21 protein-coding genes are annotated in these 22,918 nt (G+C 65.8%); 11 read left to right on the top strand and 10 right to left on the bottom strand.

Annotated features, from left to right (window positions below):
* The first annotated feature begins 619 nt into the window (after positions 1-619).
* Entirely contained in the window at positions 620-3,277 is a 2,658-nt protein-coding gene (locus ABZ942_RS09655) for a replicative DNA helicase (protein WP_357380268.1), read from the top strand.
* Positions 3,278-3,432: 155 nt separating this feature from the next.
* On the opposite strand, the gene ABZ942_RS09650 is transcribed toward ABZ942_RS09655, so the two are convergent.
* On the bottom strand, positions 3,433-3,807 hold the full coding sequence (locus ABZ942_RS09650; RefSeq protein WP_357380267.1) for a MerR family transcriptional regulator: 375 nt from the start codon (positions 3,805-3,807) through the stop codon (positions 3,433-3,435).
* 69 nt (positions 3,808-3,876) lie between these two features.
* On the opposite strand from ABZ942_RS09650, the gene ABZ942_RS09645 reads away from it, so the two are divergent.
* Positions 3,877-4,596 carry an SDR family oxidoreductase gene (locus ABZ942_RS09645; protein WP_357380387.1) on the top strand — a complete coding sequence of 240 codons (720 nt, stop codon included), beginning with the start codon at positions 3,877-3,879 and terminating at the stop codon, positions 4,594-4,596.
* Here ABZ942_RS09645 and ABZ942_RS09640 read toward each other — a convergent pair.
* Together ABZ942_RS09640 and ABZ942_RS09635 are read right to left on the bottom strand one after the other, a co-directional pair.
* Positions 4,593-5,312 carry a DUF6193 family natural product biosynthesis protein gene (locus ABZ942_RS09640; RefSeq protein WP_357380266.1) on the bottom strand — a complete coding sequence of 240 codons (720 nt, stop codon included), beginning with the start codon at positions 5,310-5,312 and terminating at the stop codon, positions 4,593-4,595. The genes ABZ942_RS09645 and ABZ942_RS09640 overlap by 4 nt on opposite strands.
* A gap of 72 nt (positions 5,313-5,384) precedes the next feature.
* Positions 5,385-5,954 (bottom strand): helix-turn-helix domain-containing protein, encoded by a 570-nt coding sequence (locus ABZ942_RS09635; RefSeq protein ID WP_357380265.1) that lies wholly within the window; start codon positions 5,952-5,954, stop codon positions 5,385-5,387.
* Positions 5,955-6,035: 81 nt separating this feature from the next.
* On the opposite strand from ABZ942_RS09635, the gene ABZ942_RS09630 reads away from it, so the two are divergent.
* On the top strand, positions 6,036-6,965 hold the full coding sequence (locus ABZ942_RS09630; RefSeq protein WP_357380264.1) for an NADP-dependent oxidoreductase: 930 nt from the start codon (positions 6,036-6,038) through the stop codon (positions 6,963-6,965).
* 33 nt (positions 6,966-6,998) lie between these two features.
* Here ABZ942_RS09630 and ABZ942_RS09625 read toward each other — a convergent pair whose 3' ends face one another.
* Complete coding sequence (locus ABZ942_RS09625) at positions 6,999-8,135, bottom strand: hypothetical protein (RefSeq protein WP_357380263.1); 1,137 nt, start codon at positions 8,133-8,135, stop codon at positions 6,999-7,001.
* 296 nt (positions 8,136-8,431) lie between these two features.
* On the opposite strand from ABZ942_RS09625, the gene ABZ942_RS09620 reads away from it, so the two are divergent.
* Positions 8,432-8,962, top strand: a complete 531-nt coding sequence (locus ABZ942_RS09620) for a hypothetical protein (RefSeq protein ID WP_357380262.1) — start codon at positions 8,432-8,434, stop codon at positions 8,960-8,962.
* A 10-nt stretch (positions 8,963-8,972) separates the two neighbouring features.
* On the opposite strand, the gene ABZ942_RS09615 is transcribed toward ABZ942_RS09620, so the two are convergent.
* Both ABZ942_RS09615 and ABZ942_RS09610 read right to left on the bottom strand, forming a co-directional pair.
* On the bottom strand, positions 8,973-9,827 hold the full coding sequence (locus ABZ942_RS09615) for a class I SAM-dependent methyltransferase (RefSeq protein ID WP_357380261.1): 855 nt from the start codon (positions 9,825-9,827) through the stop codon (positions 8,973-8,975).
* A gap of 93 nt (positions 9,828-9,920) precedes the next feature.
* A complete protein-coding gene (locus ABZ942_RS09610; RefSeq protein ID WP_357380260.1) occupies positions 9,921-10,499 on the bottom strand; it encodes an XRE family transcriptional regulator in 579 nt (192 codons plus the stop codon).
* A 107-nt stretch (positions 10,500-10,606) separates the two neighbouring features.
* Here ABZ942_RS09610 and ABZ942_RS09605 point away from each other — a divergent pair, with 107 nt between their 5' ends.
* Together ABZ942_RS09605 and ABZ942_RS09600 are read left to right on the top strand one after the other, a co-directional pair.
* On the top strand, positions 10,607-12,166 hold the full coding sequence (locus ABZ942_RS09605) for an MFS transporter (RefSeq protein WP_357380259.1): 1,560 nt from the start codon (positions 10,607-10,609) through the stop codon (positions 12,164-12,166).
* A gap of 110 nt (positions 12,167-12,276) precedes the next feature.
* Positions 12,277-12,987: an LpqN/LpqT family lipoprotein gene (locus ABZ942_RS09600; RefSeq protein ID WP_357380258.1), complete on the top strand. Its 711-nt coding sequence runs from the start codon at positions 12,277-12,279 to the stop codon at positions 12,985-12,987.
* A gap of 45 nt (positions 12,988-13,032) precedes the next feature.
* Here the strand turns inward: ABZ942_RS09600 and ABZ942_RS09595 are convergent, their stop codons facing one another.
* Positions 13,033-13,461, bottom strand: coding sequence for a hypothetical protein (locus ABZ942_RS09595; protein ID WP_357380257.1), 429 nt, complete (start codon positions 13,459-13,461; stop codon positions 13,033-13,035).
* Between the two features lie 66 nt (positions 13,462-13,527).
* On the opposite strand from ABZ942_RS09595, the gene ABZ942_RS09590 reads away from it, so the two are divergent.
* From ABZ942_RS09590 to ABZ942_RS09575, 4 genes are read left to right on the top strand one after another with little or no spacing between them, the layout of a single operon-like run.
* Positions 13,528-13,839, top strand: coding sequence for a WXG100 family type VII secretion target (locus ABZ942_RS09590; RefSeq protein ID WP_357380256.1), 312 nt, complete (start codon positions 13,528-13,530; stop codon positions 13,837-13,839).
* Positions 13,836-14,123 carry a WXG100 family type VII secretion target gene (locus ABZ942_RS09585; RefSeq protein ID WP_357380255.1) on the top strand — a complete coding sequence of 96 codons (288 nt, stop codon included), beginning with the start codon at positions 13,836-13,838 and terminating at the stop codon, positions 14,121-14,123. Before ABZ942_RS09590 ends, ABZ942_RS09585 begins: the two co-directional genes overlap by 4 nt.
* A 15-nt stretch (positions 14,124-14,138) precedes the next feature.
* Positions 14,139-15,485: a putative toxin gene (locus tag ABZ942_RS09580; RefSeq protein ID WP_357380254.1), complete on the top strand. Its 1,347-nt coding sequence runs from the start codon at positions 14,139-14,141 to the stop codon at positions 15,483-15,485.
* The gene (locus tag ABZ942_RS09575; RefSeq protein ID WP_357380253.1) at positions 15,482-16,180 is read left to right on the top strand and encodes a HEAT repeat domain-containing protein; all 699 of its coding nucleotides are present in this window, start codon (positions 15,482-15,484) and stop codon (positions 16,178-16,180) included. The genes ABZ942_RS09580 and ABZ942_RS09575 overlap by 4 nt, the downstream gene beginning before the upstream one ends.
* A gap of 6 nt (positions 16,181-16,186) precedes the next feature.
* Here ABZ942_RS09575 and eccCb read toward each other — a convergent pair whose 3' ends face one another.
* Together eccCb and ABZ942_RS09565 are read right to left on the bottom strand one after the other, a co-directional pair.
* Positions 16,187-20,536, bottom strand: coding sequence for a type VII secretion protein EccCb (eccCb, locus tag ABZ942_RS09570; protein ID WP_357380252.1), 4,350 nt, complete (start codon positions 20,534-20,536; stop codon positions 16,187-16,189).
* The gene (locus tag ABZ942_RS09565) at positions 20,529-20,897 is read right to left on the bottom strand and encodes a hypothetical protein (protein WP_357380251.1); all 369 of its coding nucleotides are present in this window, start codon (positions 20,895-20,897) and stop codon (positions 20,529-20,531) included. The genes eccCb and ABZ942_RS09565 overlap by 8 nt, the downstream gene beginning before the upstream one ends.
* A gap of 180 nt (positions 20,898-21,077) precedes the next feature.
* Here ABZ942_RS09565 and ABZ942_RS09560 point away from each other — a divergent pair, with 180 nt between their 5' ends.
* On the top strand, positions 21,078-21,926 hold the full coding sequence (locus ABZ942_RS09560) for a hypothetical protein (protein WP_357380250.1): 849 nt from the start codon (positions 21,078-21,080) through the stop codon (positions 21,924-21,926).
* Positions 21,927-21,930: 4 nt separating this feature from the next.
* On the opposite strand, the gene ABZ942_RS09555 is transcribed toward ABZ942_RS09560, so the two are convergent.
* A complete protein-coding gene (locus ABZ942_RS09555) occupies positions 21,931-22,917 on the bottom strand; it encodes an SCO2521 family protein (RefSeq protein ID WP_357380249.1) in 987 nt (328 codons plus the stop codon).
* Between the last annotated feature and the right edge of the window lies 1 nt (position 22,918).

Here is a 22,918-nt window from a genome sequence, read left to right as displayed (position 1 = left end):
CGGGAGTGGTCTTCGGCTGTGCGACGCTGCCCACTTTTCTGAGTAACCAATTGTTTGCCCTCTGGGCAGCCCTGCCATACGGAACATTCTCGGCAAATCACTGCTGGTCACCGGGGTTCCCGGTGACGGGCCTGTGGATTACTCAGGAAACCGACCGGTGGCAATGTGATTCAGCTCATAACCGTTACCCGTGCCGTTAACTCAACACGCCCGGCTGTTCAACTTGGCCGACACGCCGCGACTTTATTCATCCACACGTGGATAGATCAGGAAATCGATATCTATCTGCGGGTTTTCGTGGGATGACCTGGGTTTTCCCCAAGTAGTACACAGGGGGTGCACACAGTTAGGTGAACAGTCCCCAACTTATCCACAGGTGTGTGCACAGTACGGTTTGTTGACCGCCCTCAGGTCGCCTAGGTTCGTCGCTACGACGTGAAACAAGCGGCCCCGAACGTCCGGATCCATCGATATCGCAACGGTAGCTGGAACTCGCAGGTGGCACCAACCATCGCGCGGGTGGCAACCGCTGCCCTGCGGCAGACGTGTCGGAGCCCGAGAGTGGGACCAGTCATCAATAGGGTGAGCCCGGTAGGTGGAGAGAGGACGGTCGAGTCTCATGGCAGTCGTCGATGACCGAGGGCACGCGAACTATCCGCCCGAGCCGCCCGGCGAGGACTTCGGGCGCCAGCCACCGCACGACATGGCGGCCGAGCAGTCCGTGCTCGGCGGCATGCTGCTGAGCAAGGACGCGATCGCCGACGTCATCGAGGTGATGCGGCCCGGCGACTTCTACCGCCCCGCCCACCAGCTCATCTACGACACCATCCTCGACCTCTACGGTCGCGGCGAACCCGCCGACCCGGTGACCGTCTCGGCCGGCCTGGACCGCCGCGGCGAACTCAAGCGCATCGGCGGACCGCCCTACCTCGTCACGCTCACCCAGACCGTCCCCACCGCGGCCAACGCCAGCTTCTACGCCGAGATCGTCGCCGAAAAGGCCATCCTGCGCCGCCTCGTCGAGGCAGGCACCCGGATCGTCCAGTACGGCTACGCCGGTGCCGACGGCCAGGATGTCGCCGAGGTCGTCGACCGCGCCCAAGCCGAGATCTACGAGGTCACCGAGCGCCGCACCACCGAAGACTTCCTCCCCCTCGAGGAACTCCTGCAGCCCACGATGGACGAGATCGACTCCATCGCCAGCCGCGGCGGCATCTCCCTCGGCGTCCCCACCGGCTTCACCGAACTGGACGAACTCACCAACGGCCTCCACCCCGGCCAGATGATCATCGTCGCGGCCCGCCCTGGTGTTGGAAAATCCACGCTGGGCATGGATTTCATGCGCAGTTGCTCGATCAAGCACGGCCTGCCGAGCGTCATCTTCTCGCTGGAGATGAGTCGTACGGAAATTGTCATGCGTCTGTTGTCGGCCGAGGCGAAGATCAAGCTCGGTGATATGCGCTCCGGGCGGATGAGTGATGACGACTGGACGAAACTGGCGCGGCGGATGAGTGAGATCAGCGAGGCGCCACTGTTTGTCGACGACTCGCCGAACTTGACCATGATGGAGATTCGCGCGAAGGCGCGACGGCTCAAACAGCGCAATGACCTGAAACTTGTTGTGGTGGACTACCTGCAGCTGATGAGCTCGGGTAAGAAGGTCGAATCCCGGCAGCAGGAAGTCTCGGACTTCTCACGAAGCCTGAAGCTGCTCGCCAAGGAACTCGAAGTGCCGGTGATCGCGATCAGCCAGCTGAACCGTGGTCCCGAACAACGAACCGACAAGCGACCCATGGTCTCCGACCTTCGCGAATCGGGTTGTCTGCCTGCGGCTACCCGCATCCTCCGTGCCGACACCGGTGGCGAGACCACCCTCGGTGAGCTCCTCACCAGCGGGGAACAGCCGCTGGTGTGGTCGCTGGACGATCGTATGCGGATGGTCGCTCGCCCGATGGTCAAGGTGTTCCCCAGCGGGCGCAAAGAAGTATTCCGGCTGCGCCTCGCCTCCGGACGTGAGGTCGAAGCCACCGGCAACCACCGCTTCCTGACCGTCGACGGCTGGATCCCGCTGGAGAAGCTGGCCATTGACGATCGCCTGGCTACCCCGCGCGTCGTCCCCGAGCCGGTGCACACCACGCGGATGGCGGATGCCGAGGTTGTCCTGTTGGCGCACATGATCGGTGATGGTTCCTGTGTCAAGCGCCAACCGATCCGCTACGCCAGCATCGACGAGGAGAACCTCGCCGCTGTCACCGCGGCGGCCACTCATTTCGGTGTCACCGCCGCACGCGACGACTATCCGGCGGCGCGGGTGACAACGCTACGGTTGCGTGCCCCCGAACGCCTCACCCACGGCAAGCGCAATCCGATCGCCGCATGGCTCGATGAACTGGGCCTGTTCGGCTTACGCAGCTACGAAAAGTTCGTCCCCCAACCCGTTTTCGCACTGCCCAACGACCAGGTCGCACTGTTCCTCCACCACCTCTGGGCGACGGACGGCTCGGTGCGTTGGGACGCCAAGGGCAATCAAGCGCGCGTCTACTATGCCTCGACCAGCCGCCGACTCGTCGATGACGTAGCGCAACTACTGCTTCGCCTCGGCGTGCACGGACGAATCAAGCGGGTCGACAAGACCGGCTACCGCCCCTGCTGGCACCTCATGGTCGATGGCTCGGACAACCAGACCATCTTCCTCCGCGACATCGGGGTGCACGGCGCCCGCGGCAAGGCCGCGGCAGCGGCACTGGCCGAGCTGGAACCGGTGGTGCGCAACACCAACGTCGACACCGTGCCCAAGGAAGTCTGGACCAAGGTCCGCGGCTTGCTGTCCACCAAACACCTGACGCACCGCGAGTTCTCGGCAGCAATGGGCTCACGCTTCTGCGGCTCGACCATGTGGAAATGCTCCCCCAGCCGGTCCCGTCTCGCCCGCGTCGCGGCGGTCCTCGACGACGCCGAAATCGATATGCTCGCCACCAACGACGTCTTCTGGGACAAGATCGTCGAGATCACCAGCCTCGGCGAACAGGACGTCTACGACGGCACCGTTCCAGGCACACATAACTTTGTGGCTCAAGGAATTTCAGCTCACAACTCCCTCGAGCAGGACGCGGACATGGTCATCCTGCTGCACCGCCCGGACGCCATCGAACGCGACGACCCGCGCGGCGGCGAAGCCGACCTCATCGTCGGCAAGCACCGTAACGGCCCGACCGCCACCATCACCGTCGCACACCAGCTGCACTTGAGCCGGTTCGTGGATATGGCCCGCGGCTAGAGGCGGTTTGCAGGTCTCTGTCAATTGGCCACGGTTTTGAGATTCCACGCCCCTGCTGGCGGATGCCTTCGCCAGTTGCGTTCAGCGGCAGGAGGATTCGGGCGGTGAGCTCGGGGGGTCAGCCGAGGCCGACCTGCCACGCGATTCGGGACCCCTCAGGTCAGCCCGCTGCCGACAGCTTGCACTTCGGTGCGTTGGTCGGCGGCCGCGATCAGGTCGTCGAGACGGTGCAGAGCGTTGGTCATGGTGACGATGTGGCTGGCGAGGCGGCCGCGCTCGGCGAGTAGTTCGTCGCGTTGGGTGGGGGTGGTGTGGCCGGTGTCGATGCAGGGCAACAGCTTTGCGATCGTGCGGCTACCGAGCCCGGCCGCGTAGAACAGTTGGAAGATACGGACCCGCTCGACCGCTTCCTCGGTATAGACGCGCTGACCGGAGGCGGTGCGCTCAGGGATGAGTAGTTTCTGTTCCTCGTAGTACCGCAGGGCGCGCACGCTGACGCCGGCGCGGTGGGCGAGTTCTCCGATTCGCATGCGATGTGCCGTCTTTCACGCTGGATCGGCTTGCCTCTCACGCCGACGTCAGGTTTTAGCGTAGCGGTCATGGAACTCGAGAACTCGATCGCACTGGTGACCGGCGCCAATCGTGGCATCGGCCGACGCTTCGTCACTGAATTGCAGAGCCGGGGTGCAGCGAAGATCTATGCGGCAGCCCGCAATCCGGAAGATGTGGATCTGCCCGGGGTGGTACCGATCCGGTTGGATGTCACCGACGATGCATCCGTCACGGCCGCGGCGACAGCGGCCGGTGACGTGACCCTGTTGATCAACAACGCCGGTATGTCGACGTTCGCGAAACTGGTGTACGGCGCGATGCCCGATATCCGGCAGGAGATGGAGACCAACTACTTCGGCACCTTGCGCATGGTCCGCGCCTTCGCGCCGGTGCTGGCCGCGAACGGCGGTGGCGCGGTGCTCAATGTGCTGTCGGTGATGGCCTGGATGGCCTATGAACATTCCAACAGCTATTCCGCCTCCAAGGCCGCGGCCTGGGCGCTGACCAACGGCGTCCGCCTCGAGCTCGCGGATCAAGGCACCCAGGTCACCGGACTGGCCATGGCCAGCGTCGATACCGACATGATGGCCAGTATCGACGTCGACAAGACCGACCCGGCCCTGATCGCGCGCCGCGCACTCGACGGTGTGCAAGCGGGCGCCCTCGAGGTGCTGGCCGATGCGCAGACCGTGGCGTGGAAGGCGCGCCTCGGTGCGGATCCGGCGCTGCTCTATCCACAACTCGTCCGCCGAGAAAGCGCTGTCTAGTCGACGGAACCTAGCTGCGGCGGGTGCACCTGGGAGTTGAGCTCCTCGGGCGACGGCACGCCGAGGCGGTCCATTTCGGCCACGCACACCCGGGCCGCCTCAGCGGCGTCGTACGCGATGTCGGGTTCCACCCGCCGATCCGGAACGACCGTGAACCGTCCGTCGCCAGCGGACCGCACCCACGGTCCGGGTACGCGGTACTCGTCCGCGGTCGGTCGAAACGACATCCAGTACAACGACCTGAACGGGAACATCCGCCGCAACCGCGGCTCCAGCATCGCTGCTTCGATGAACTCGGCCAGGTCGTCCTTCTTGTATGTCTGTGCGCGGTACAACTGCCACTGGAACTCGATCCGGTCGCCACTGTCGTACGCGTCGGCAACGTCGACGAAATCGGCGAACGGCCACGCGGCGGCCAGCTCCCGCGCGGTGGCGCCGCCGAGCCAGGCCGCCGCAGATCCGGTGACTTCTGCCAGGTCGGTCGTAGCGAGCGCGCTGAGATACGCCGCGCGCACCTTGTGCCGCACGCGGAACAGGCGTTTGCCCACAAGCGGTATGACGTACACGGCGCGGTCGTGCAAGCTGGCCGTGGCCACAAAGCCACCGAAGGCGCCCTGAGCGTCGTTCATATTGATATCGCAGTCGGGACACGCGGCCTGAAGTACGGCCCCGAGGCCACCTGCGTCGACGAGGTCCTGGTATAGCGATTCCCCCATGCCATCCAAGTTACCCGTGGCGCCGCCATCGATGTCGGAATATCAACCCCTACAGGAGATTCCGAGCTGCGGTCAGCACAAGGCGCTGGCCGCTCGCACTTCGGTGAGGGTGCGCCGCGCGAGGTCACCGAAGTTGTCGCTGTTGGTCGGGTCGCTCCAGCGCTCGTAGGCGAGCTTCCACGCGAGCGCGCCGAGTTCGGCTGCCACGCGCGCGGTCAGCGCGGGAACGCCGCGGCGCTCGAGCGCTTCGACCATCGCCGCGGTGAGGGCTAGCCCCTTCAAAGCCTCGCGTTCTCGCAGTTCAGGATGGGCGGCCAGCACGGCCCGCCGCCGAGCGCTGAACTCGCGGCGGTCGGGGGTGAAGGCTTCGTGCCCGATCACCGTCAGGGCATGCGCCACCGCGTCGACCGGTCCGGCCTCGGCCGGCGCGGCGGCGATCCCGTCGACCACTAGTCCGGTCATCGTGCCCCCGCCGAAGAGGACCTCCCGCTTGTCCGGGAAGTGCCGAAAGAAGGTGCTTTTCGTGAGCCCGGCGCGTTCGGCGATCCCGATCACCGTCGTGTTCTCGTAGCCCTGCTCCTCGAACAGCTCGAGGGCAGCGACGACGAGCCGCTGCGAGGCGTTGGGTTGCCAGCGAGCCATGACAAACATATTACGGGACTTGGTCCCGTTACTGGGCGTACAGTGATGGGACCAAGTCCCGTCATCCTGTTGGAGGTAGTCATGAGCCGAGCCGTCATCTACGAAACATTCGGCGGTCCCGAGGTTCTGGAGCTGCGGGAGGTTCCGCAACCGCATGCCGGGCCGCGCGCGGTCCGCGTCCGCGTCACCGCCGCCGGCCTGAATCCGATGGACTGGGGTATCGCCGCGCGCCCCGAGGCCGCAGCACAGTTCGGCATCACCGTGCCGTCCGGCTTCGGCTACGACTTCGCCGGTGTCATCGACGAAATCGGCGACGATGCCACGGGTTTCGCGGTGGGCGACCGCGTTTACGGTGGCGCATTGGGTAGAGCCGTCGCCGATTTCGTGGTGGTCGAGACACCCGCGACGGCCGCCGAAATGCTCTGGCACACACCGGCAGGCATCAGCGACGAGGTGGCGGCCACCCTCCCGGTGGCAGGCATGACCGCCGCCGCCGCGTTGGCCGCGATCGAGCTGCGGTCCGGCGACACCGTCCTGATCGGCGGAGCCGCGGGTGGCGTGGGCGTGTTCGCCATGCAACTCGCAAAACTGTTCGGCGCCAAGGTAATCGGGACGGCCTCGGCGAGCACATTCGAGTTCCTGCGCCGGTTCGGCACCGAGCCCGTGGCCTACGGTCCAGGATTGGCGGACCGAGTACGGACACTGGCCCCGGAGGGCGTGACCGCAGCAACCGATCTGTTCGGCACCGAAACAGCCGAGACCGCACTCGATCTCGGTGTCTCGCCCGAGCGCATCTCCACCGTCGCCGCGGGCCCCAACCCGCCCGGCGGCGTGCGCGCGACCGGCGGCTTCGACGCGAACCCAGATGCCATGGCGCATATCACCGACGCGATCCTCGCCGGCACAATCACCGTCCCGATAGCCGCAACCTTCCCGATCGAGAAGATCCGCGATGCCGTGACACAGCAAGCCGAACGCCACGTCCACGGCAAAATCGTGATCACGCTATAACCACGCCGCCACCGTTCGATCGGGGCCAACCCGCTATCGGGGGCGCTCGGCGATTACGTCGATGGTGTCTGCGTCGATCAGCAGCAGGCTCGGGACGAGCTCGGTGCCGGTGTCCGGGGAGGTGAGGACGGCTTGTCTGATCTCGTCGACTCGGCCTGAGCTGGCGCCTGCGATGAGGATGTGGTCTGGGCTGATCAGGCCCACGATCAGTCGGTCGTCATTGACCTGCTCGGCGCATTTCTCGTGAAAATCGTCGAGCAGGATCGCCGATGCTACGCAGGGACCGTCGCGTTCCATGGTGGCCAGGGTCCCGAGTTCTTCATCCGGAGCCACCTTGAAGGTGAGGCCGGATTTCACGTTGCCGAGGGCTTCGATTGCCAGCTCCTCGAACTCCTCCTCGGTCATGGACGCGAACTTGGTCCGGGTCAGATGGGACATGCCGATCTGGCCGTCGGGCGTGGTCATGACCTTGGCAAACCCGAAGTACAGCTTGCCTTCGACCAGCGGCAAGGAGGCAGAGAACGGCAGTGGATCGGCGGTACTGTGCAGGATCGGCAGCCATTCACCAATCCGCTCGGCCTGCACGAACATCTCCTCGCTCCGCTCCCGCGACTTGATATTCTCGACCTCGGCCATCACCTGCTGCGCGTGTTCGAGGGCAGCGGTCCAATCCGGGCCGTCGGGGCGCTCGAAGATATGGGTGTACTCGGCCTCGGGGAACGTTTCGATCAGGAAGTCCCGGTCGGTATGGGAGGGCTGCCAAGTGCTGTGCACCCTGGTCACGTCGGACGACTGGAGCCGACGCTCCCGCTGGGCTTGCTGCCACGCCTGCCGGACGGAGTCCTGGTCCTGCGCGGGCGCAGCCGCGCTGATGAGGTCGTCGTCGTTCGCATTCAGTTGGAAGACAACGACATTGAAGGTCATATCCGGCGCCACGGGCGGTGACTCTACCCAGCGCCGGGCCGGTTCCAGCACCGCAAAAGTAGGGGCTGGGGGGATTGCTCGAACATCGCTACCGTGGTTTGGCTTCCTAGACAAGGAGATTGGTGTGCGTATCAGAAACAGTGTGGCTGTATCGGTATCGGCTGCCGCTTTCGTCCTGACGGCGCTGGTGGCCGCACCCGCCGCGAGCGCAGATCCGGCGCCCGCGCCGAGTTCGGGCAGCTCCAACCTGCAGTGCTTCATTCAAGTCCTCATCCACGGCGAAGTACCGGGGATCTGCTAACTCGCCCCAGCAGACCGCGCACGGGTCAGGCACCGGCTCCGCCCCAAGACGCCAGCGCCTAAGCCGAGCTGACCCCGTGTCGCGGGGCCAGCTCGGCGACTGTGCACCACCGCTGCCACGATTCCCGAGGCACTACATTGTGGCTGAGGAAATCAAGCGTCCGGTGCGACAGCCGGACACTGAAGCCTTTGTCGGACAACGTGCGGCGCGGGGCTGAGGCCGCACACAGGGGGAGTTGGGTATGGGGCGGTCCCAGAAGTTGATCGGCGCCATGACACTGGCGTGGATGCTGGGTTCCGCGGTCGCGGCGGTGGCCTTCGCGGCAGGCGTACTGAACCTGGTTCTCGCGATAATCCAGTGGACCGATTCGGAAGTCGCCATGGCATTGTCTATTCCGATAAGCGTAGTGGTGGGCATCGGTGGATGGATGCTGGTACTGGCCGCCGCATGGCGGGTGCGCCGGAATTACCTGCGGCAGATCGGAATCGCGCTATCTGCGGTGGTGGTCGAATCGGATCTGCGACGTAAACACGGTCGGGTCATGTTCAACTTCGATTTGTGGCAGGTGCAGGTCGAAGCGCAGTTCCCGCACCCGGACTCGGGTACGGAGGCGCGCGCCCGGAAGCGGTACTTCTATCCGCAATTCCGCGAGGTCAAAGCGCGCGCACTGGCCGAGCGACTGAGCGTCGGCAGCTCGGTTCCCCTTGTGGTGCACAAGAACTACGCAGTGTTCGACATTCCCAAACGGCCGATCTGGGCCGATATCTGGTGAACGTTCTCACCTACTTGCGGCGCGCGGCCCATACGGTGCGTTCGGTGCGTACCGCGAGGTCGTTGCGGCGCAGGATGCTGTGCGGGCTGTCGGTGTCGAGGAGTCGGTCGAGTGCGGCGAGGTCTTCGGCCGCAAGCGTGTCGGCGATGCTGCTGCGGAGGCGTTGCAGGCTGCTGCGGGCGTAGGTGCCGACCGCCGAGTTTCCGGAGCCTGCGATATCGACGGTGAAGGTGCGTTCGCCTTCGAGGGCGAAGCCCGCGTCGATCAGCTTCGGTCCCCAGTCGGCACCGCGGTGCGGGACGTGTTCGGCGTGGTAGCGCTCGCTCGCGGTGTGGCAGCGTTCTTCCAGGCCGGGCCGCTCTTCCGGGACGTTCTCGGATAGGAAACGGGGGAATCCGGCCAGTTCGACGACCGCGAACAGTCCGCCCGGTGCGAGGGCGTCGTGCACCTTGCGCAGTGCGCGGTCGGGGTGGGCCAGGTGATGCATCGAGGCCGAAGCCCACACCAGGTCCGGCGTGCCGAGGTCGGGCCAGTCGTCGGAGTCGAGGTCGGCCGCTACGGTGCGCACGCGTTCCGGTACGCCTCGCGCACAAGCCTTTTCGCGCAGCCGAAGCAGGTGACCGGCCGAGGTGTCGACCGCGGTGACAAGTGCCTCCGGGAAACGGTCGAGCAGGGCGAAGGTGCCCGCTCCCGTCCCGCAGCCGAGATCCACGATCTGGCGCGGGGGTGTCGCGATGGGCAGCCACCTGGCGATGGCGGCGATGCGCTCGGCGAGGACTTCCGCGTCCAGGTCGAGAATCTCCGCCTGACCGTCGGTGTCGTGCTGGTGGCCGTGCTGCGCCGTATGCGCGTGGTCATGAGGCATATCAACACGCTATGACGACCATGCGCCTACAGCACGATCTCTTTCCGTATTGGCAAAAAGTTGGTCACGTACGGTGTCGAACGCGCAATGCGATCACGTGTCGGAGCCACTCTCGGCGCGTTGGTGGCCACGACGGGCTTCGCGATCGAAGATCCCGAGTATCTCGCACGGCCCGCCCGCGGTTCCGATGGCGTGCGGCAGCATCGTGGGGAACTCGGCGGCCTGATTGGTCTCGATGCGGAAGCGGCGCTGGCCGAGCATGAGGATCGCGGTGCCGGACAGGACGACGAGCCATTCCCGGCCGGGATGCGCGCGCATGCGTGCGGGGTTGTCGGGCGGCGGTTCGGTCATCCGTTGGCGCACCACGCTCATGCCCGGATCCCCCTTGATCGACCAGCGCATCAACCCGTGCGCCCCGTCGATCATCGGGCTGGTGACGACGTCGTCGGAGGCGGTCTCGACGAGCTGATCCAGGGTGGTGTCCAGGGCTCGGGCGAGCGTGACGAGGCTGTCCAGTGCCAGTCGGCGCTGGCCGTTCTCGATGCGACTGAGCGTGGACTGACTGAGCCGGGCGCGGCCTGCCAGTTCCTCCAACGACCAGCCCTGCGCCACCCGCAAAGCGCGGATGCGTTTGCGCACCAGGCTGTCCAGGTCGTCATCATTTTGCGCCATAGGCAAGAGCCTATGCCTTTCATGCAAATCGCAGTTAGCTTCGTCGACAGCGGGCCCGCTCCCCTGCCCGGCGCCGAGCCCCTTGCCTGCAGTTTCGAAAGGAATCCATGAGTACGAACCAGCCAGCACCGGTTGCCGCCGCCGAGGCGACCCGCACGCCGGACGCGCGTCAGCGGCGGATGATCCTGATCGCCGTCTGTGTCGCGTTGATGGCCGTCATCGCCTCGGTGTCCGGATTGAATGTCGCCCAGCCGGACCTCGCGCTCGAGTTCGGCGCCTCGCAGAGCACGATCCTGTGGATCATCAACATCTACACCCTCGCGCTGGCCGCGCTACTGCTGCCGCTCGGCGCCCTCGGCGACCGGCTCGGTCGCAAGCCGATGCTGCTCGCCGGGCTGAGCGTGTTCGGTGTGGCCAGCGCACTCGCCGGGCTTGCGCCCTCGACCGAGGTCATGCTCGCCGCACGCGTGCTCAGCGGCGTCGGCGCGGCGATGATCATGCCCATCACCCTTGCCGTCATCACCGCGACCTTCCCCGAAGCGGAACGCAGCCGGGCGATCGGCGTCTGGACCGGCGTCGCGGGCGGCGGCGGCATCCTCGGCATGTTCCTCTCCGCCGCCCTGGTCGACGTGGCGAGCTGGCGGTGGTTGTTCGTCCTGCCGGTGGCGCTGGTCGGCGTGGCGCTCGCGATGGCGCTGCGCTCGGTCCCCAACTCCCGCGAAACCTCGGGACACGCCTTCGATATCGGTGGCGCGCTGACCTCGGTAGTCGCCGTGGTCGCCCTCATCTTCGTCCTGCAGGAGGGACCGGAACGCGGCTGGACCGCCCCCGCCACCCTGATCGGCCTCGTCGTCGGGATCGTCGCCACGGTCTGCTTCGTGACCTGGGAGCAGCATCGCCAGGAGACCGCCCTGCTGGACGTCCGGCTCTTCCGCCGGCGCGACCTGGCCGGCGGCTCGCTCACACTGCTTGCGGTTTTCGGCGTGCAGGCGGGCATCTTCGTGGTCCTGTTCCCGTTCTTCCAGGCCGTGCTCGGGTGGTCGGGACTGCTGTCCACGCTCGCGTTCATGCCCATGGCCGTGCTGATGATGATGGCCTCCGGTCTCGCCCCAAAGCTCGCCACGCGCCTCGGTTCTCGTTCGACCATGGCCGTGGGCATCGCCGTGTCCGGCGCCGGTCTGGCACTCATGGCCGTCCTCGTCTCGGTCGACGGCGGCTACCTGTCCATCCTGCCCGGCATGCTCATCATGGGCATCGGCATGGGCCTGTCGATGACACCCGCCACCGAGGCCATCACCAGCTCGCTGCCGCGGGAACGCCAGGGTGTCGCGTCCGCACTCAACGACGTCACCCGCGAATTCGGCACCGCACTCGGCGTAGCCCTACTCGGCGCCCTCCTGTCCGCCGGCTACCGCAACGCCATCGATGACAAGCTCGGCGGTCTCCCCGCCGATGCCGCCGACACCGCACGCGAAGGCGTCGCCAATGCCGTTGCCGCAGCGAACAACACAGGCTCGCAGGCCCCGACGCTGATCCAAGCCGCCCAGCAGTCCTTCGTCGACGGCTGGCAGCAAGCCATGTGGGCAGGGGTCGCCGTCATGTCGGCCCTGCTCCTCTATCTGCTCGCGCGTAGTCCGAAGAGCAGTACCCACCCAACTGCTCCCTGAGTGCGCTGGCCGCCGAAGCCACCGGTCCGCATGACACGGACCGGTGGCAACCGCCGAAACCGTTGAGACCTACAGTTGCTGCAATCAAGTCCGCAGGTAAGGATCGAGGTATGCCGGGTGGGGAACGGGCGCACGCTGATCGGACCCGCGAACACAGTGTGGGTATCGATCCGGTGAATCGACAGTCTCACAGCCTGTTTCGATCGGTGCCGATGGCGATGGCGGCACTGGCGGCACTTGCCGCATGCGGCGCACCCGATTCCGAGCCGCCGCCGACCTCGACCTCCTCGAAACCCGCGTCGGCAGTGCACTACTCGTGCGACGCCAACGCAGCGACCGGCCTGGCATTCACCAGCGACCGCAGACCCGGGCAGCCGTTCAGCGTGCTGGTTCCCGAACTGCCGGGATGGCAGCGCACCGACGGCCCCGGGACCGATACCAGCGGACTGGCCATCCAGCGCAGAGATCAGCTCCCTGGCGACTTCCGCAGTCCCACCGCGACGATCACCGTCAACCGGCTCGAGCCCACCGATACCGTGGCAGCGGCCGTGGACATGATGCGCCGGACAGCGCAGACAACGCCCGGCTGGCACACACGGGACGATCACCCGATCACCGTTTGTGGCCAGAACGGCGGACAAGTCACCGGAACTTTCACACTTGCCCAAGCCGAATGGTGGGAAGACCACCGCCTCGTCGTCTGTGCCTGCGACGGCGCGATCCGTCCAGTCTTGTTGGTGGCCCGGGCAAAGCAGGCCGACCTGGACCGGCTCGGCGCCGACCTCACCACCATCCTCGACGGCGTCCAGATCGTGCCGTGAGACCGTTCCACGCCCGAGGGTGCCGGCTAGTTCCGGAATCGAGGCTCAGCCCCACAGCCTGCCGGTGCCGACCGCACCGTCGGCCGCAGTGAAGTCGATCCGCAGTTCGTCCGGTGTTGCCGTGTAGGGCACCAGCACGTCGACGGCGGGCCCATCCCGGTGCTCGAGAACAGCTTTTATGGCGCTACCGGCGAACGGCGCGGACACAGTGACGTCGAACACAGTAGCCCGAGCACGCAGGGTGCTCCGGTCCGTGCCGGTTTCCATTGCGCTGGTAGCTGTTTGCTCGCCACCGTGCACACGCGGCTGGGCGAGCCTGCGCAGAGTCTTCCGACCGGTCTGGTCGATGACCAGCATGAACGGCGCGAAAGAGTCGGATTCCGCGAGGATTTGAGCCGCCGCGTCGACCCCGTCGCGCAGGAGCATGTCGTAGTCGTCCTGCACCTGTGGCGGGGCTTGGGCACGCCAATCCATTCGGACACACCTTGCTCGAGCGAACTACACGTCGTTAGGCTTTTCCCGGTTGTACGGGGGTTGGGCGTGAGTTTACAAGTCGATCCAGCGGTGCTCAGGCAGGGCGCAGTCGATCTGCGGGTTCAGCGTGGCCTGCTCGATGATGTGCTGACCGGCATCCGCTCCGAGCACTCCCGGCTGCGGGAACTGTGGTCCGGCCGATCCGCGGAATACGTGACGTCGCTCTGGGACGAGTTGGCTCCGCGCATCGGTACCCATATCGATGAGCTGAACCGACTGGCCACGAGCCTGACCACAGCCGCGGATACCTTTCTCGCCCAGGATGAACGGTTCGCCGGCCAGGTCACGGCGACCACCTCGAGTCTGGACCTGCCGTGACCGCTCGTCGCTATGACCTGGACGCCATGCAGGCCTTCATCGATGTGCTCGACAAGGCGATTGCCGCCGTAGGCGATCACAGTACGAAGACGAAGAACATCGCCGACGGCGTACTCGCCCAGTTCAGCGGCACCACCGCCCAAGCCTTCTCCGACAGTCAGCGCGAATGGCTCTCCGGCACAACGACACTCGTCGATGAGCTGCGCGCGATACGCGAAAAGATCGCGCTCGCACACAGTAACTATCTACAGGCCGAGCAGGCCAACAAGGAGATGCGCTCGTGAACACCGGGGCTCTCGATGACAACCGTTGACGCCGACACGTACTTCCGAGTCGGCGAGGGGTTGATCAAGATCAGCACGCTCCTGGAAGGTCTGCTGCGCGCGCTCGACAAAGGCCTCACCATCTCGCAATCGGCCGGGCTGTATCCGTACGGCGGCCCGAGTTGGGGGCGCAGTTTCGACCAGTCGGCGGCCGACATCTTCGAGGCCGGGTCGACCGCCGCCATGGCGTGCAACGCGCTCGGCATCCAGATCTGCACCGCGGGACAGAACCTCATCCGAAGCGAAAACAGCTCGCACCCTGGCACACCCGACCCGGTTCCGGATATCCAGCAGGGAACAACGCTGACGATGAACCTGCACCCCACACAGCTGTCGATCGGCGGCACCGAGGGCAATCCAGATCACTGGTCGCTGGTCGAGACCGAGGTGACCCGCATATGGGCGGACTGCGACGAGAAACGGATCGGCGACGCTGGCTCGCTGATGTCGTGGTACAGCACCACGACCAAGGATTACGCCACCCAGCTGTACACCAGCGTGACCACCCTCTTCCCCGCTGATGCCCAGCGCGACGACCCGATCCTGGCCGAATACGTCGATGACACCGGTGCCGTCTGCCGGGCCATCCAGGCGCACTCCGACGGGGCCTCCTACCTGGGCCTCGCCTGCACACAGGTCGCGGCGACCGCCAAATCGGCCAAGGACGATTGCCGCACGTCGTTGAACCTCCTCTCGGTCATTCTCGCCTCGTATGCGGCCGACAAACTTGCCGCGGAACGGCTGCCCGCCAGCGACGGAGCCGAGGCCGCGATCGACGCGTTGATCACCTCGAACAAGACCGAGTACGCGAAGGCCATCTCCGACCGGCTCGGCGATATCGAGACCAAGGTTGCTGAGGCGGTGAAGTCGAACACCGGGATCTACGACCTGGTGAGCACCGACACCGCCGACCTCGAGTCGATCCTCGGCCGAACTCCGCGCAGCACGAAATACATCGGTGGCCGGGACATCCAGCAGAACAGCGCGGCAGGCGAAGAAGGGGAAAAGCGCGCGGGGATCGACCCGAACGCACCGAAACGCAAGATCACCATCTTGGACCGCGACGATGAAGATCATTCGGCGATTCCCGACCGCATCGACGACGAGAACCGGCAGCTCACCGAGGTCAAGAACACCAATAGCATCGTCGATGCGAAGAAGCAGCTGCTCATCGAGGAGCAATGGGCCAGGGACAACGGCTACACCATGACGCTGATCGTCGATCACCGGACAGTTATCAACGATCCCGATATCCAGGGCATGATCGATACCGGACAGATCGAATTGATTCGGATGGAACTGGACGACGGACCACCCAAATGACCATCAATTATGCGCGAATGCCGTACGGGAGCGAAAACGGCGGCACCGAATGGATGAACGACCTGCCTGCCCGCTACACGGACGGGGAGCGGGGGTTCGATCGGCGGATCATGACTGACCTCGCCGCGGTCGGGGTGCCCTGTTACACGCTGGGCGATCTATCCAACGGTCCACGGACGATCCCGCCCGGCATTCCAGTCTTCGTCGACTGGCTGGCGAATCTCGAGACGCGGATTCCGGGGCCGGAGACCGAGCATCGGTCGGCGATCCGGTCCGGGCTCATCCGCAACCTCATCGACCCGGCCGCCCGCGGTAATCAAGAGGCCATCGAGCTGTTGATCGCGCAGGTCCGCCACGTGCCGCCGATTCCGGAGCGGATGCAGACTTGGGCTTGCGAGGCCTTGCGGCTGATCGCAGGGCCGAAGAACTTCACCGAGATCGCCGGTCTGCTCGCGGAATTGCCGAAGGGGACCGCGATGCTGCCGTTGGTCGAGTACCTCGGCAAGGTGAAGACAGCCGAATCACGGGATACCGCAGTGCGTTATCTCGACGGGCCCGCGCGTGGATACGCGATCAAGGCACTCGTTCAGATGAAGGCCACCGGTGTGCGGCAGCTGATCGAACCGTTTGTTCATGACCGGTCTGCCTCGGTGCGTAAGCAGGCCGAGCGGGCCATGCAGAAGCTTCCTTCATAACCTGATTCACCGGGGTGGCGGTAGGTAGGCGATCTGGATCAGTTGGGGCTCTTGGGATCTGGTGACGAGGGTGCCTCGGCCGGGCGGAAGAGTGGTGGCGCGGAGGTCGCCGCCGAAGAGTTTTCCTTCCTCGGCGGGGGCGCTCATGAGTAGGGCGGCTGCGGATACTTCGCGGAGTCGGGCGAGCAGGGTGCCGTGTAGTGCTCTGGCCAGGTTGGTTGCCTGGCGGGCGATGATCAAATGCAACCCTACGGCGTAGGCGGTCGGCAGAAATTCCAGGAATGGCTCCAGGGGATCGTCGCCTTCGGTGACGATCAGGTCGTGGTCGTCGACGACGACGTAATACTCGGGGCCGGTCCACCAGGTGCGGTCGCGGAGTTGGTTCGGGCCGACCTCGGGGCCAGGGAGGCGAGTGGTGAGGAGGTGGCATAGCTGGTCGACGGCGTCCGGAACCGTTGTCGCCGAAGCGCAATAGGCCGTCAGGTGGTTCGGGTCGACCGCGTGCAGCAGGGTGCGGCGGTAGTCGATCAGGAGGATCTGGGCTTGCTCGGGGGTGGAGTTCTCGGTGATGCCGAGCAGGATGTTGTGCAGCAGTGTGGTTTTGCCGCAGCCCGGGTCGGCGAAGGCCATGAGATGCGGGTGGGCGTCGAAATCCAATAGCAATGGAGATAATTCGTTTTCGCCGAGGCCGATGGCCAGGTGGGTCGCATCCTGCGCGACACCGGCGTGCAGAGCCGACCGCAGCACCTGCGCGCGGGGAATCTCCAAGGGCAGCAGGCGTACCTCGGGAGCCTGTCGCGAACCATAGATCGTGCGCAACTGCCTGGCGGCTGCGGCGATACCGCTCGGCAGCTGCCTCGGGTCGGTGATCGAGTCCAGCCGTGGCAGGGCGATGAGCAGGTGCAGTTTGTCCGGGGAAAGACCGCGGCCCGGCCGATCGGGCGGTACTGTTCCCGCTGCCTGACGGTCCAGTTGGGAGTCCGCGGGGTCGCCGAGCCGCAGCTCGATCAGGGTGCCGACCATGTCGGGCAGCGCGAGCCGGCTCCTGGTCCACGGCGGCAGCGTGACCACGACATGGACGCCGTAACGGGATCCCCGCGTCGCGATGGTGACGATGGTCTGCTCGAGTGCCGGATAGTCCTGCTGGACGACATCGAGTCCATCGACCATCAGGAAGACGTCACCGTACCGGTCCGCCGAGATCGGTTCGGCGGCTTGCTTTTCCAGTGATACCTCGGACAATCTCGCCTTACGAGAACGGAATTCGTGCATCGAGGTGATGCCGAGTTCGCGGAACCGTTGTTCCCGGCGACCGACGAGCGCGGCCACCTCGGCGACGGTGCGGCGCACGCGATCCGAGTCACGCCGACCGGCAACCGATCCCACGTGGGGGAACTCGGCCAGTCCGGCCAGGGCGCCACCGAGATCCAGGCAGTAGAACTGCACCTGCTCGGGTGTATGCGTGGCCGCGGCAGCCACCATCAGTGTCCGCAGCGCGGTCGACTTCCCCGAACGCGGACCACCGACGATCGCCATGTGGCCGGAACTATCCGACAGGTCGGCGCACAGCACCTCGCGGTAATGCTTACGCGGCACATCGACGACCCCGATCGGCAGCCGCAGCAGTCCCGGCCCCGCTGTCGGCGAATTCCGCTGCCGCAAAAGCATTCCCACCGTCGGCGAGTCGCTCAACGGGTCGGTCCACACCAGATGTGCCGCAGATCCGTGCCTGCCGAGAGCGACGGCGAGCGATTCCGACACCGGGCGATCGACCGGACCGGTATCGCCGTCACCCGGAACGGACGGTCGTGGACCGGACGCGTACGCGGCCCGGAAGCGCGTCGCGGCGCCGGTACCGATCCGCAGATACCCATAGCCGGGCACCCGTGGCAGGTGATAGGCGTCGGTGGTGCCGAGCACCAATCGCGACTCGGCGGGCGAAAAGGTGCGCAGCGCAATGCGATACGAGAGATAGCTGTCCAGCGCGCGCAACCGCCATTCATCGGGACGCTGGGTGCCGAGCAGCAGGTGCATGCCCAGCGACCGGCCGAGCCGCCCGATCCGGACCAGCACATCGACGAATGTCGAAGTCCCGGACAGCAATTCCACGAATTCCTCGATCACGATCACCAGCACGGGCAGCGGCGGCAGTGCCGCGCCCCCCGCGCGGGCTTGCTCGTATTCGCCGATGGTGGTGTACGGACCGCTGTCCTCGAGCTGCCTGCGCCGTCGGTCGATCTCCCCGTCGAGCACATCCTGCAGCCGTTCCCGCAGGTAAAGATCCTGTTCCACATTCCGGACATGTCCGGCCAGATGCCGCAGGCTGGTCAGCGGCTGGAACGTCGCACCGTTCTTGAAGTCGACGAGCAGGAAGTTCACCTGATCCGGGCTGTGCCGCAACGCCAGCCCGAGCACGATGGTCCGCAGCAACTCCGATTTGCCGGAGCCGATCGCACCGACCACCAACCCGTGCGGGCCCATGCCGCCCTCGGCACCCTGTTTGAGGTCGAGCAGTACCGGGTCACCGGGTCGCGTCGCACCGATGGGAATGCGCAGCAACTCCCGCGCGGGACGTTCGCGCCACCACTGGCCGAGGTCGAATACCGAGACATCGTCGAGGCCGTGCAGGGTGGCGAAGTCGGCCTCGACCTCGGGCCCGGCCGATCCCGGGCCGAGCCCCTCGGCGGTGTGCCGTACCCGCAGACGGGCGACAAGATCCGCGGCGCCGTCGGTCACATCGTCCACCATCGCGGGGTCCGCGGGTGGCTCCCGAATGTCGGGTACCGCGATCCGGAACGGTTGCTGCTGGTGCAGCGCCCACCCCGGCCCCTCCGGCAGCCGCACCGCAAGCTCCGGATCGATGTGCGAATCGCGCGGCTGATGCATGCGCAGCTCGATCTGGACGGCCAAGAGCCTGGCCATCCAGTCCGGCACCTCGTTCCAGTCCCGCACGGTCACGACCACGTGCACGGCGTATTCCGGCCCGGCATCGGCGATGCGACGCACCGTGTCCGCCGCCTTGGGCAGCAGCTCCGCGAAGTCGTCCCACCGGTCGAGCACCAGGAACAGATCCGGCACCGGCCCCTCGGGCAGTGCGTCGCGGGCCGCCCGCAGGCTGGCCGGTGAGTCGATATTGTGCTTGCGGTACAGCCGCTTTCGGTTGCTGATCTCCTCGAGCATGCGCTGCAGCAGGGCGGCGACCTGCTCGGGCTCGTCGTCGCAGACCACGTCGGCGACGTGCGGCAGTTCGCGCATCGAGCCCAACCGATTGCTGGATTCCAGGACGTGCACGCGCGCTTCGTCCGGGGAATGGGTCAGGACCAGCGACGCCACCAGGGTGCGCAGCAGGGTGCTCTTGCCGGAACCCGCGCGACCGACGATCAGCAGGCCGTTGTCCGGACCGGCGAACTCGAGCTGCACGATATCGCCGACGGTGCCGTCCGGCCGGCGCTGCCTGCCGATCGGCACGGCCAATTTGCCGGTGCCCCACCAGCTTTCCGCCCGCAGTCCGGCGTCTTCCACCTGCTCCAGACGCCCGAGCAGACTGCCGAGCAGCACCCGATCGCCGCCATCGCTCGCGCCCCCGGTTCGGCGTCGCGTGCGTGCGATGTAGACCTCGTCGTTCAAAAAGCCGTAGTGGCTCGGTGTTTGACGATCGGTGCGGCGGCGCACCTCGTCGCTGACATAGGTCCACAGGTCGTGCGTGCTGATCTCCCCGGTACCGTTGCCCGCCAGCCCGGTGGTGGTGATGCCGTTGACGATCGCCGAGGTGAACATCGACAGCGGTACGGAATCGGCTGCGGCCGAACGTATCCCGTCTTCGGCGATCTGCACGCCGGTGCAGGCGGTCATCACGCAGATGCCGTCCCCGGTGACCAGGTGCTCGCCCACACCGTCGTCGATGCCGCCGACCGCCTTGATCACGTCATTGCCGAGAAACGCGCCGCTGTAACAGCAATCGAGCAGGATGATCTTCGCCGCGGCGCTCGACTCGCGGATCAGCTCCTTGATGAACGCGGACGACACCGCGGAACTGCTCGGCAGATGCGGATCGGTGTTGCAGGCGGCCAGGTACAGGTTGCGGCTCGTGCGGAAGCCGTGGCCCGAGTAGTAGAACAGCACGAGATCTTCCGGGCCCGCATTGCGGAACAGCCGCTCGATGCTGCGCTCGATCTCCGTCTTCGACTCGTTGACGAGTATTTCGGCGGGCTGAAACGCACCAATGCTCGGGTCGTGCAACAGATTTCGCAGCTCTCTGGCGTCCGAGACCGGCGCGTAGAGCTGTGAGATCGACGTCGAGTAGAAGGTGTCGTTGGCGACGAACAGCGCGATCCGGCGACCCCGCGGGCTAGTCATCGGCGAATAGACTCCGCAACTGATCGACGACACCGTCGACCTGTCCATCGGTCGGCCCGACGATGGTGACGTCGCGGTCGCCGTTGCGCACGGTGACGGATTCCGCGCGGCCGCGGGCCAGGAGGCGGAGCACGATATCGCGGATTGCCCAGGCGGTAGTGCTGAGCGCGCCCCCGGATACCAGCAGCTGGCCGATCTCCACTGCGGTACCGGATTTGGTGCCGGGGCTGCCGGTCGTCGTCACAGCACCGACCGTTAATCCGGAGATTTCCCGTAGCTCGTCGGCCAGGTCTTCGGCCAGGCGATCCAACTGCTGCGCGTCCCCCGAACCGGCCGTGACGATGAACAACACGTCGGCCATGGCTTGCCTCCCCGTCTCACCCCGCCGCATGTGGCGGCACAACAACATTCTAGCTACGCACCTGCCCGCGAACACGGCAAACGATGTGTGGGCTTGCACCTCGGAGCGAACATCGGCTCAATTGTCGTATCGCGTTATCGTGACGGTGCGCCGAAAAACGACGTCGATGGTGGGGCCGTAGTGAATGAGCAACAACAGGATTCGCATTTCGCCCGCTCGATGTTCACCCGGGTTGACCGGCATGCCAAGGCTTATGCCGATCTGGACCTGTATCCGTTCTTGACGAAGAACTGGGTCGACCGCAGACGGGAGGGCGAACAGGACCTGCTGGATTCGTTCAACCGCCACGTCGAGGCTGTCATCGCCGGGTACGACCCGCCCGGCATTCGTCGGCGCAGTGACAGCCTGCTGTTCGCCCGCGCTTACGCGGACCTCGGCAAGGCGTCCGACTCGGCGGCGCGGGTAGCTCCGGAAATCCTGGTCGCCTTGTTCGCCGCCGAGGTCGAATACCGGGGCCCACTGAAGCTGAGCCGCACGCAAAGCCGACGACTGGCCGAGGTCTACGAACAGATCGGCGACCTGCTGGCGCTCGTGCTGCCCGGTCATGCGGCGCTGTCGTTCCGGCGGGCCTGGAGCCTGTACCGCCAGGATGGCGATACCGATGCGGAGGACCGCTGCGGCTTGAGTCTGGCGCGGGCCAAGCGGTGGGCGCAGCCGGTCCGGTGGCGTCGCTTCGTCGGCTATTTCTCGGACCTGGTGTGCGGCTACGGTTATCGGCCGTATCGGATGCTGCTGTGGATCATTCTCCAGGTCGCGTTGTCCATTGTGATTGTGCGTTCACTGTCCACCGAGTCGACCCTGTCGATCGTCTACGACTGCGCGATGAACTATCTGAATCCGCTCGGCCCGGCGGATACCGCGGGGCTCGAGGGGACCGATCAGCTGGTGTTCGTGGTGGAGGCTTATGCGGGGGTGTTATCGACATCGGTGTTCTTCGCGCTGCTGGTGCGACGCTGGTTTCGGCTGTGAGAACTCACCAGTCGTGGCTGATGATCTTGGAATGCCGCAACGCCTCGAGGGTCGCGGTCGTCACCCGGTCGCGCAATTGCCCGACCCGCGCGGTCCATTGCCGGGTGAAGCCCGGATCCATCTCCAGGTCCGCCCACAGCTGCCGCAGCTGCGGGGCGGTGTGCGCGCCCGGCATCCACAGCGGCACCAGCTGATCCAGCAACGGCACCAGCTGATCCAGCAGCGCGTCGGTCTCCTGATCGTTGCGCCCCGCGCGATCGGCCACCTGATCGATGGTGGTCAGCAGCCAATCGTGGATCGCGAGATCCTCGCAAAAGCGTTGCGCCACAGCAATATCCGGTGCGGCCAAGGTGAGTCGCACCGTCCGCAGCGTTTTATCCGCCAGATGAAAAGCGAAGCGGGGCAGTTGATTCGACTCAGCACCCACCTCGACGGCCCAGCGCAGTCGCGTGGCGCCCGCACGGAACGGCATTTTCTGGTCCAGCCGGGGATCCACCCGGGCGAACGTCGACATCCGCTGGCTGATCGAGGTCAGATCGAGCTTGTCGTCGTGCTGTAACCGCAGATGTCCGTCCACCAGCCGACCGGCCGGCGCGGAACCGAGGTTGCGCACCGCATCCACGGTTCCCGGCCTGCTCAAGTAATACGACCACGGCTGTCGCTCCGGCGAGCGCATCACCCGGGTCTGGGACGAGCCCTGCAGGACTCGACCGCCGATCACCACCGTGCGCGACGCGACGGTGCCGATCACATGAACGTGCTTGCCCGACTTCGGAATCAGGACACAGTCGACCCCCTCGAACCGATTCGGCGAGATCACCAGCGGCATCGGCCGTTCCCTGGACGTCACCGTGAGGCCACGCTGCACCGCCCGCAACAGCTCGATGCTCGCCGCCGTATCCAGGGCGTGTTGCGACGGCAGCAGACAGGTGTGTATCTCGCCGAGCACGACCAGCGGCGGCTCATCCGAATTCGCGCGGGCGTCGGCCATG

This window comes from Nocardia sp. NPDC046473, from assembly GCF_040645995.1.
Taxonomy (GTDB): Bacteria; Actinomycetota; Actinomycetes; order Mycobacteriales; family Mycobacteriaceae; genus Nocardia.
Note: the sequence above shows the minus strand (reverse complement) of the source record. Positions and strands in the feature narration are given on the sequence as shown.